Source organism: Arthrobacter sp. PsM3 (genome assembly GCF_030433895.1).
In the GTDB taxonomy this organism is placed as follows: Bacteria; Actinomycetota; Actinomycetes; order Actinomycetales; family Micrococcaceae; genus Arthrobacter.
On the sequence record NZ_JARUXE010000076.1, the window covers coordinates 1 to 9,614 of the forward strand.

At 59.4% G+C, this 9,614-nt stretch carries 11 protein-coding genes; 4 read left to right on the forward strand and 7 right to left on the reverse strand.

Features of this window, described 5'->3' with window-relative positions:
• Nucleotides 1-181: hypothetical protein (locus QCD75_RS21195; RefSeq protein ID WP_301231480.1), on the forward strand; the 181-nt coding region annotated here is incomplete at its 5' end.
• A gap of 92 nt (nt 182-273) precedes the next feature.
• Here QCD75_RS21195 and QCD75_RS21200 read toward each other — a convergent pair.
• The 7 genes from QCD75_RS21200 to QCD75_RS21230 all read right to left on the reverse strand — a co-directional run bounded on the left by QCD75_RS21200 (nt 274) and on the right by QCD75_RS21230 (nt 7,241).
• Complete coding sequence (locus QCD75_RS21200) at nt 274-1,272, reverse strand: heme-dependent oxidative N-demethylase family protein (protein WP_301231481.1); 999 nt, start codon at nt 1,270-1,272, stop codon at nt 274-276.
• Entirely contained in the window at nt 1,269-2,255 is a 987-nt protein-coding gene (locus QCD75_RS21205) for a PDR/VanB family oxidoreductase (protein ID WP_301231482.1), read from the reverse strand. Before QCD75_RS21205 ends, QCD75_RS21200 begins: the two co-directional genes overlap by 4 nt.
• Entirely contained in the window at nt 2,252-2,737 is a 486-nt protein-coding gene (locus QCD75_RS21210; protein WP_367400687.1) for a dimethylamine monooxygenase subunit DmmA family protein, read from the reverse strand. The genes QCD75_RS21205 and QCD75_RS21210 overlap by 4 nt, the downstream gene beginning before the upstream one ends.
• Before the next feature lie 9 nt (nt 2,738-2,746).
• Nucleotides 2,747-3,127, reverse strand: coding sequence for a cupin domain-containing protein (locus QCD75_RS21215; protein ID WP_197515771.1), 381 nt, complete (start codon nt 3,125-3,127; stop codon nt 2,747-2,749).
• 530 nt (nt 3,128-3,657) lie between these two features.
• Nucleotides 3,658-5,154, reverse strand: a complete 1,497-nt coding sequence (locus tag QCD75_RS21220) for an APC family permease (RefSeq protein WP_301231483.1) — start codon at nt 5,152-5,154, stop codon at nt 3,658-3,660.
• A gap of 483 nt (nt 5,155-5,637) precedes the next feature.
• Complete coding sequence (locus QCD75_RS21225) at nt 5,638-6,345, reverse strand: cache domain-containing protein (protein WP_301231484.1); 708 nt, start codon at nt 6,343-6,345, stop codon at nt 5,638-5,640.
• A gap of 164 nt (nt 6,346-6,509) precedes the next feature.
• Complete coding sequence (locus tag QCD75_RS21230) at nt 6,510-7,241, reverse strand: FadR/GntR family transcriptional regulator (RefSeq protein ID WP_301231485.1); 732 nt, start codon at nt 7,239-7,241, stop codon at nt 6,510-6,512.
• Between the two features lie 429 nt (nt 7,242-7,670).
• Between QCD75_RS21230 and hxlB the strand changes: the two genes are divergently transcribed.
• The 3 genes from hxlB to QCD75_RS21245 all read left to right on the forward strand — a co-directional run bounded on the left by hxlB (nt 7,671) and on the right by QCD75_RS21245 (nt 9,457).
• Nucleotides 7,671-8,270, forward strand: a complete 600-nt coding sequence (gene hxlB, locus QCD75_RS21235; protein ID WP_301231486.1) for a 6-phospho-3-hexuloisomerase — start codon at nt 7,671-7,673, stop codon at nt 8,268-8,270.
• A gap of 82 nt (nt 8,271-8,352) precedes the next feature.
• Nucleotides 8,353-8,976, forward strand: coding sequence for a 3-hexulose-6-phosphate synthase (gene hxlA, locus QCD75_RS21240; RefSeq protein WP_301231487.1), 624 nt, complete (start codon nt 8,353-8,355; stop codon nt 8,974-8,976).
• A gap of 262 nt (nt 8,977-9,238) precedes the next feature.
• Nucleotides 9,239-9,457 carry a hypothetical protein gene (locus QCD75_RS21245; protein ID WP_301231488.1) on the forward strand — a complete coding sequence of 73 codons (219 nt, stop codon included), beginning with the start codon at nt 9,239-9,241 and terminating at the stop codon, nt 9,455-9,457.
• Nucleotides 9,458-9,614 lie beyond the last annotated feature (157 nt).

The following is a 9,614-nucleotide window of genomic DNA, read 5'->3' on the forward strand; positions in this document are numbered from 1 at the left end:
GGCGAATGCTTGGCAGCCAACGAGTGTGCCGGAAACTGCCGATGAGGACGCCCGGGCAGAAGACCCAGTGGAGTTCTACTCTGAACTCCCCTGGCGTGATGCCGATCACGCGCTCCTCTTTGCCGCAAAGCTACGCGATATAAATCATTTAGTCCAGTCTTATTTACACCTGCACTTGTGAAATCCAGCTATCACCGCAGAGTCTGTGAAACCTACGCGGGCGGCTCACCGGCCGCCCTTATTGTCTGGATCGGCACGGGTTGTGTTGCCTGATCAGCCAGCCAGCAGCCAATCAGATGCCGCTTTGCGGTAGCGAATGATGCCTTTGTATTCGGCCATGTCTTCCGGCAGTTCGGCCAACACATGGCCCAGCTTTTCCCGCCAAGCAGGTACCTTCGCGATGTCGGCGAGGGGCAGGAGGTAGCTCCGGATCAGGAACAGCAGGACCCCAGTGTGTGGGAGGCGGATCAGGTGCTGGACTTCCACTCGGAGGTGGAGCTTGTTGGGCAGGTCGGGATCCGTGGCGATGGTTCCGCGGTCGGGGCCCCATTCAGGGTAGGTTTCGGTGGAGGTGTCCAGGCGCTGACCGATAGTCATAGTCCAGTTTGTCCTGCGGAACTGTTCTCCGGGTTGCAGCCGCAGGAGGAATTGCTCCGCGCGGCGGATGATGTTCTCTTCCTTGACCCGCGGTACGGGGTGGTGGATCTCGAGGAAGTTCATGCCGACGTCGAATCCGAAGGACCAGTCCGCGGCGAAGCTGACCAGGCCGGCGTCGAGCCACATCGTGTTGTCTCTAACGTCGAGGAGAACGATGTCATCCTGGATCTGGCTGCCCAGAAACCGCAGTGGCCCCATGGGCAGCGAGTCATCGTCGCCGACGGTGAACTCAATGTCGAGGCCCTGCAGGGTGTTCTGCCAGCGGCAGGCGTTTCCTTCGCGGTGGAAGGACATGATGTCCGGGTATTCCTGCGCCATGGTGGGCAGCAGGGTGGCGATCGTGTCCCACACAGCCGGGCGCATGTGGGGCAGGACCTGCATGCGTGAGGGGTCGCGGTTCAGGATCTGGTCGCGGTCGGCCAGTTCAGGGAGGTAGAACTCATCGATGTCGATGAGCCCGGCCCCCCAGGCGCCAGCGTCTGTGGGCACGGTTTTGTTGGCCGGTTCGACGTTAGCGCTGTACCGGTAGCTGTCACCGGTAAAAGGGAAGGGAAAGCGTCTGATGCGTTCCGGGAGGACAGCAATGTCAGGGTCTTTGTCGATGGTGATGCTCAAAGGTCCAACTCCAATTCTGGGTCTTCGCTGCGTGAAACGCAGCACATCATGGCAGTGTTAGCGGCCTTTTCCTCGTCGGTGAGGTAGAGATCCCGGTGCAGTGGGGTTCCTCGAAGGACGGGCAGGACACAGTCACCGCAAATGCCTTTGCGGCACATGTTGGGGACGCTTTTCCCTGCCCTTTCGAGTGTCTCCAGCAGCGACACGCCGGCGGGCACCTCTAATCTGAGGCCGCTGCGAACCAGGTTCACCGCGAAGGGTTCGCCGTCGTCCAGTTCGGCCGCGCCGAAGGCTTCCGAGTGCAGCCTCGCCGATGTCCATCCAAGCTCACGCGCCTGGTCCAGAACCGCATCCATGAAGGCAGTCGGGCCGCAGACATAGAGGTGGGTTCCCAGGCTCTGGGTTGTGAGCGATTCCGTCAGAACCTTCTCGAAACTGCCGCGATCGGTACACTCAATGAGCGCGGCCAGTCCAGGCCCCAACAGCTGTTTGGCTTCCGCCATGTGGGCTCCGGCCGCTGGCCGGTGGACGTAGATCAGGGAAGCTTTGGTGCCCCGTTCGACAGCGGCCCTTGCATGCGAGAGAATCGGCGTGATTCCGATTCCTGCTGCTACCAGCAGATGATGCGTTGCCGTCGATGCAGGGGCAAAGGCGCTTCGGGGCCGCGAAACCTGAACACGGTCACCGACTGAGAGCTGGTGCATGGCTACCGAACCGCCGGCACCGTCTTCGACCCGGAGGACCGAGATGGTGTAATCCGACGGGCCGTTGCCAGAACCCGTGAGCGAATAGGCGTTTACGCCGCTTCCGTACTGGACCACCAGGTGGCTCCCCGGAACATAGGACGGCAGTTTCCGGCCCGCTGGGTCAGCCAGCGTGATGGTGACGATCGATTCCGTCTGAACGGCGACCTTCGTCACCTCCAGCTGGAGACCTCCCGCCACGGCTGGGTGCGCACTGATCGGCAGCGCCGTGATAGTCATGATGCCTCCTCGGCGTGAGCGGAGTACCCTAGGTACGCGCCAAGCCGGCGCGAAAAGTGGTCAGTAGTGGCCAGAACTGTGCCGCATCCCTGGCACCCCACCTCCGAGCCAGCTGCCCGCACGGTTTTGGTGGTTGAATGGCAGTGCGGGCAGTAAATAACCCGCGGTGCGGTGTCGTCACTCAGCAGGGTCATTTCCTCCAGCTGCAGTCCACATTCCGCGGCGGCGGCGGCTGCTGCCCGGATGTCCGCCGGAGGGCCGGCGAGCACGAGGCGGACCCCGACGTGCGAACTTCCGAGAGCGGATCTCAACTCCGAGAGTGTGTCCGCGGTTGCAGCTTCGAAATGGAGATCGTGCCGGGGCTGGACCTCGGCGTCTAGACCCGCGGTGTCACCTGTGGAGCCGAAAGTTACACAGATGACACCGCGGAAACCAGGTTCCACGCCGGCGCCTATTGCCGACGGCATGGACACGGAACGCATGGTCGGTCCTTACGGGGCGAAGGAGCGGTGGCCGGTGAAGAACCCTAGAGCGTACTCAGGGGTCTCAAACTTGACCGTTGTGCCCTTGGGGAAGAACAGCACGTCGCGCTCTTTTGCGTGTGTGACTTCTCCTGTCGACTGGTCGGTAAGGATGAACTCGCCCTGCACGACGACCTTCATCTCGTCGTAGGTGTACGTGTACACCAAGGGTTCGGAAGCCTTCAGTTCGAAGAATCCGGCGCTCATGACGGACCCCTCCGGGTTGTGGAGGGAGTCGCCGATCGCAGCGACCGTTCCAGGTTCGTTCATGGACGGCAGCCCGATATAGCCGCCTTCTACCTTGTGGATGGATCCAGCTTTACTGAGTGTTCCTACGAGTGTGGTTTCCATGATTCTCCTTTGAATAGTGCTTTGGAAGGCGGTTCATCTTTAGGTCAGAACGCGGGTGTCGTTTCGGCAAGATCCTCGCGGACCGCGGTTTCCTCTGTTCCTCGAGGACCAGCCGGACTCTCCTCGGAACTCCTCCATGTGATCTGAATCACTGGCCTCATCCCATAAGCAAAGCTACGTCACGTAATTCATCTAGTCCAGACTTTTTTACAAAAATTCACGTTTGTTTAACAAGTTATGTGATCCGCAGCTGTTTCTAGGCGGGAGCTGTCAACGAGGGGACTGCCTCAAGCTCGACGAACCCGTCATGCTTCCTGTGAAGGGCCCGCGTGAGGTACACGACAGCCCAAAGAGATGCTCAAAACGGCCGCTGCCGGCGGCCGGCAGGAGGGCAGGACGGTCCGTGACCGGCCTGCCCTCCTGTCTATGGGACAGCACTTGATTGCGCGCCGAAGAATCCGAGAACTGGACCTTTCGCCAGCCTTGGCGAGCGAGCTCGCGCCCGCCCCAAGTACTAGATGCCGCCCCCCTTATCGGGGATCTAGAACCCTGTCGGGGTCTGCGCCATCGATACCTGAATCGATGTCGGACAGTGAGGCAGTGGCGGATTTGTTGTTTGAGCGCCTTGATTCGTGCTGGGAGTACCACCAGATGGGTATGTAGAGCGACAGTACGATGAAGCCGAGCCAGGTGGAGGCCCAACCGATTTCTAGGCTGTTCAGGTAGACCACGCCGAGCAGGCACAGTGGCACATTGAACAGGCCGAAGATCATGGCGACATTCGTCCAGCCCTTGGGTGCTTTGAAGGGTCGTTCCAGACCAGCGAAGGCCGGGTGTTTTTTAGCTTTGACGTAGGCGAACAGGCTGATGCCGTTGGCAAAGGTATAACCGATCGCGGCGGCGGCGAGAATTGCTCCGAGGGATCCCATGGAAATCAGCACCATGTTAAACGCTGCGGTGACGAGCATCGCAATGAACGGGGTCCCGTGGCGGTTGGTCTTGCCGAAAACCTTCGGAAGGTTGCCTTCCATTGACATGGAGTGCATGGCGCGGGAGGAGCCCAGATAAGCCGTTTGGATGATGAGCACCATGGCGGCGATCAACATGATGATGGTGACCATGGAACCGGCTTCGCCAAAGACAGCCTGGGCGACTGGAATCAGGGGCGATACATGCTCGGCCTGGACACCCTCAACACCGAGAACGCCGATCACCGAGGTTTGTACCAGTACGTACAGGATAAGGCAGATGATGCCGCAGGCAAGTAATGCTTTGGGGACATCTTTGGACGGGTTTTTGTATTCAGGGCCGTAGATGGCCGCGGTTTCCCAGCCACAGGCACTCCATTGTGCGATCCCGAAGATGCCAAAGAGAATCAGGATATGGTGCATATCCCAGACCCAATCAGTCGGCCACCAGTTGCCCGTGATGTTGGCCATCTCAACGTGTCCGGTAGCAAATGGCGCCACGGCCAGGATAACCAGCGGTATCAGAGATACGGCCGCCAGGATGTAACCCAGCATCGCGCCATCCTTCAGACCAAACCAGTTAACCACGAACAGTCCGGCGAAAATCACCCCGCCTGATATCAACGCGAGTTGATACTCGGTAAATGTCTCACCCAGCACCGGAAACAGCCCGTGAAGGTAACCGCCGGCCAGGATTGCGAAGATCGCCAATACAGGGTTCCAGGCGAACCAGTAGCTCCAGGCGGTGAAGCCACCGATCAGCTTGCCCTTGTCGTACTTGCCTTGGTAGTTTTCGGTGCGAAACACATGCTGCGCAAAACCTGGCAAGCCGGAGGCCTTCGGAAAGGTAGTAGCCAATTCGGCGTACGCGGCGTTCTGCACGAAACCCTGAAGGACCGATAACCCCCAGATGAGAATCGCTGCGGCAGATACATACATCGGAAAGTAGCCTAGCGACGGTAGAATCAGCAAGGGCACACCCATAGCGATAGCCATGCCCTGCTTCCAGTCGATCGACCTTTCCAGGTGGTCGACCCCATTTACACGATTTTCACTCATAAAAATCTCCCTTAGAAAGCCTAAATTCGATTATTAATCTGGACGCATAGCTCGTCCTGGCGGCAAACGGGTACGCCGGCGATTGGCCGCAACCCTCTTGCGGATCAGGTGGGGCCGATTGGTTCAAAGCCCAGCGCGTTCTCCGATATGCATTACGTCAATGTAAGGATGTGGAAAACGCGGGGTATGCGCGGTAGGAAGACGCCATCTGGGTTGACTTCGCAACGACTTCGGCGTGGGTGTGTCTAGTCGTAGAAGACCCTTCATGGCTCGCGATCTTGAGCAAGACCTGCGAGTGTTACGGCGGCGTCCTTTGTGAAATGAATCACTCCCAGAGGCTACAGCTAATAACTGCAGTTCAACAGGTTTTCGAGGAAAATATATTTTTTGGTCTACACCTTGCCAAGATGGTCGCTTCCCGCTATGCGTTCGTTTACCAGTAGACCTCCAGCATCCGCTCCTTCCTACTGTGGGAGCGCGAAGCTACTTTGTGTAGACCAGCGATAGTCCCAAATGGGGAACATCCAGGGGCGTTTGATGCTGGCCTGAAGCGCCGGGTTTGATTCGCTCGCCGACCAGGTACTTCCCTGAGTTGCCGAGAATGACGCGGTTGCTGGCGTTGATGAGGGCCGCATGGCTTGAGACGGCGCGCAAACTGGGCATGAGGAGGGGTTCTAGGTCCTTGATCCTAATGTCGCATCCAGCTACCCCCGTGAAGTGTCCGTGCACGGAAAACGGTGCCGTGAACGTAAGGATGTATTCCTCGAAGCCGAGATAGTCTATGTACGGGCCCCAGACAGTCTGCTCACCTGTGGAGGCGGCGGTCGAGAAGAACGGCAGCTTTTCATAGTCGTAGTACCGATTACTCCCTGGAGTCCGATCGGCATCAAGCCTTTCCATGGCTCCGGAGTTATTGCGGATCCACCATTCCAAAGCCCGACCGCCCTCCTCGACGGACTCCGCAGCGAAGAACGTCCCGGCGCCCACAGCAAAAGAGTTCCCAGCCAAGAATGCCCGCGCGACTTCGTCCAGTCCGACTAGTGCAGTTGTACCGGCTTTGGACTTTCCCGCGAGATTTCGCTCCACCAGCGAGGCAACGTTCCTGGCGAGTTTCTTGGTTGCGTCGGCGACGCCGCTCATCCACGCAGTGAGGGCATCCGCAGCATGTACGACTTCGTTGTCGGTGTTCATTGGCCATCCTGGCTAGGTTCGGCGCGTAACGCGGGTGACGTCAGGCGAGAGGTGTTTCGCCTAGTGTGCTCAGGTCCCGGGTTTCTGGGCACTCTCGGGTTGGTCCTGGTTACTGCCCAGGGCCGGTTTCAAGTGTTGGGGGGTTGCTGGTTCCAGGTCAAATGTTACTCATGGAGGTCATTGGCATTTTCACTTGACGCAGCGTAACTGAGACTGAGCTTAGTGTCGATCAGGTGAAAGATGTTTCGCTTAATGTGCTCCAGAACCAGCTTTTGGGCCCTTTCGGGTTGATCCTGGGCCACGGCCCGGACTAGTTCCAGATGTTCAGCGGTTGCCGCCTCGGGGTCAAGTGCCGCGGCGAGGGGGGCCCATATCTGTTGAACTGTTTCTTCCTGAAGGCGGATTTCCGCATTGACTAGCCTGGGTGATTGCGCGGAAACTGCTAATTCTATGTGGAAGCGGCTGTCGGCAGGTGCACGCACTTGAGGGGTTGTGGCCAGAACCAGTGCCCGCGCAAGTTCCTGAAGACGGTCGAAGTCGTGTGGTTCGGCGCGCTCACAGGCCAGACGGACGGTCGTGGCGGCTATGGCCGAGTGTTCGTCGCCGATGTCTCGTATCTCCGAAATAGACGTAGAGAGAAACCACGTCCGTATGGCGTCGGTTTGGGTTGGCGGCTGGTTGACGACAAAGGTTCCCCCGCTCCGGCCTCTGCGGGTCTCTACGACTCCCTGGTCCCGCAGCTCTGCCAAAGCCTCCCGTAGGGTGGCGCCGCCCACCCCAAACATGTCCGAGAGTGCGGCTTCGGGGGGTAAGCGTTCGCCTACTTTTAGAAGACCAAGGCCGATGGCTTTGGAAATTCTTTCAACGATCGCATCGGCCCTCTCGATTTCCGGCAAGGACCGGTATATCTGGGATTGGAATGGGGTTGGCGAGGCCAAGAGTCTGCGCTCCGAAGTGGGCTTACGGGTTTGTTCAATCCTAACCAGTCAGGGTCGAACTTTTCTGGACTTTGGCCGCTGTTGAGAATCTATTCAAAGTAATCCCTCACTCCTCGCTCCTCCCCAGCCTGAGTAGCCCCCTTCCAAGGTGGGCCCCGCCCACGCGTCCGGCAGCCGGCGTTCTGATGGTGGGTGGCAGAGGGCTGTAAGGGCTGGGTCCAGGAGACGCAGCTACGCCGCCGACGTCACTGGCACCAATCCTTAAGTGTAGTTAAAACCGTCAAAAAACAGTGTTACCCCTGCTCTTCTGCTTCGGGATTATGGATATCAACCGCAAAGCATCGTTCGGCCGCTCCCAGGCTGACGACCGAATGGAAAGGACAAACCGTGAATCCGACAGCAAATGCGACGCGTACCGGATACAGCACCACGGATGACATCGTCCGGAATCTCTCTCTCGTCAAGGACGAGATCGCGGACACAGTGGCCAAGATCGACGAACAGCAGATTGCTGATCTGGCCCGCCACCTTACCCAACCAGGGCGAGTGTTTGTCGCTGGTGCCGGCCGGAGCGGGCTCGTCCTGCGGATGGCTGCCATGAGGCTGATGCACCTGGGCCTGAACGTCCACATCGCTGGTGACACCACGACTCCCGCGATCAGTTCCGGCGACTTGCTCCTGGTGGCATCCGGATCGGGAACGACCTCGGGGGTGGTCAAGTCCGCGGAAACAGCGGCGAAGGCCGGAGCGCGGATTGCCGCGTTCACCACGAACGCGAGTTCACCACTCGCCGCCCTCGCCGACGCGCTGGTAATCATTCCAGCCGCCCAGAAGACCGACCACGGCTCCAACGTTTCCCGCCAGTACTCGGGGTCCCTCTTCGAGCAGGTACTTTTCCTCGCCACCGAAGCCCTCTTCCAGTCCCTATGGGACAACACGGATGTGCCTGCCGAAGAGCTCTGGCTCAGGCACGCAAACCTCGAATAACTGAGGCTCACATTTCACCTACTGCAGTTTCCACTCAATTTTCAATACCCACCGCATTTCCCAACAGAAAGAAAACACCATCATGAAGCTCCAAGTTGCTATCGACCTGCTGACCACCGAAGCCGCCCTCGAACTCGCCGGCCAGGTTGCCGAATTCGTTGACATCATTGAGCTCGGTACCCCGCTGATCAAGGCCGAAGGCCTCTCCGTCGTCACCGCGATGAAGAACGCCCACCCGGACAAGGTTGTTTTCGCCGACCTCAAGACCATGGACGCCGGCGAACTCGAAGCCGACATCGCCTTCAAGGCTGGCGCTGACCTGGTCACCGTGCTCGGTGCGGCCGACGACTCCACCATCGCCGGCGCGGTCAAGGCTGCCAAGGCCCACAACAAGGGCGTTGTCGTTGACCTCATCGGCGTCGAGGACAAAGTGACCCGTGCCAAGGAAGTCCGCGCCCTGGGCGCGAAGTTTGTTGAGATGCACGCTGGCCTGGACGAGCAGGCAAAGCCCGGCTTCGACCTGAACGGGCTGCTTCGCGCTGGCGCAGAGGCCCGCGTTCCGTTCTCCGTGGCAGGCGGCGTGAAGCTGGCCACCATCACAGACGTCCAGAAGGCCGGCGCCGACGTCGCCGTCGCCGGCGGCGCCATCTACGGTGCAGCCGACCCGGCATTGGCAGCCAAGCAGCTCCGCGCGGCCATCATCTAACCAGCCGGTTGACGGAGGTGTCCCGTAGGCCCAACAAGCCGCGGACGCTCCCCCCGGGCTGCAGCCACCTTGTGATTGGGGCCCGGTCTGCAGCCCGGAATGTGGTTCCTGTACTGCCCGCGGACAAACGTAACCGCGGGCAGTACAGGTTCGGTGGAAGAACTAAGACGATCCCGTTGCACTGAACCCCGATCCAAGAACACAACACCGCAGGCCGGGGAGTGGCAGACAGGGAGTCCCAACCATAGGAAGGAATCTGTTCATGATGCGAAGTCAGGCCACACACAAATTGGAAGTCGTCGTTACTGAGCCCGGTCGACTCTACGAGTTGCTCGACGATGCAGAGTCCGCGCTCCGGCAGGTAGCGATGCCCCATTGCTATGCGGGCATTCTGGTCACCCGCCATGATCCGAGCCGCTACACCCTTGCGCTCAGCGACGCTGTTCCCTATGGGGAGACCCGCGAGCAGATCCTTTCGTGACCGTCGTTCGACGGCCACACTGCCGTGTCAAAAGTTAGAAGCAGCAATGCCACTTACCTACGTTGATTCAAGCGTGACGTCCGGGCCGCGAACCGGAAAATCGGGCCGTAATCCTTTGCGGGATCCGCGGGACCGGCGCCTGAACCGTATTGCGGGA

Coding starts and splice junctions, on each gene's coding strand:
- QCD75_RS21205 (WP_301231482.1), bottom strand. CDS start 2,255: ATGACTATCACGGCGCTGCCGATCAGTGCGCACCCAGCCGTGGCGGGA.
- QCD75_RS21210 (WP_367400687.1), bottom strand. CDS start 2,737: ATGCGTTCCGTGTCCATGCCGTCGGCAATAGGCGCCGGCGTGGAACCT.
- QCD75_RS21215 (WP_197515771.1), bottom strand. CDS start 3,127: ATGGAAACCACACTCGTAGGAACACTCAGTAAAGCTGGATCCATCCAC.
- QCD75_RS21220 (WP_301231483.1), bottom strand. CDS start 5,154: ATGAGTGAAAATCGTGTAAATGGGGTCGACCACCTGGAAAGGTCGATC.
- QCD75_RS21225 (WP_301231484.1), bottom strand. CDS start 6,345: ATGAACACCGACAACGAAGTCGTACATGCTGCGGATGCCCTCACTGCG.
- hxlA (WP_301231487.1), top strand. CDS start 8,353: ATGAAGCTCCAAGTTGCTATCGACCTGCTGACCACCGAAGCCGCCCTC.
- QCD75_RS21245 (WP_301231488.1), top strand. CDS start 9,239: ATGATGCGAAGTCAGGCCACACACAAATTGGAAGTCGTCGTTACTGAG.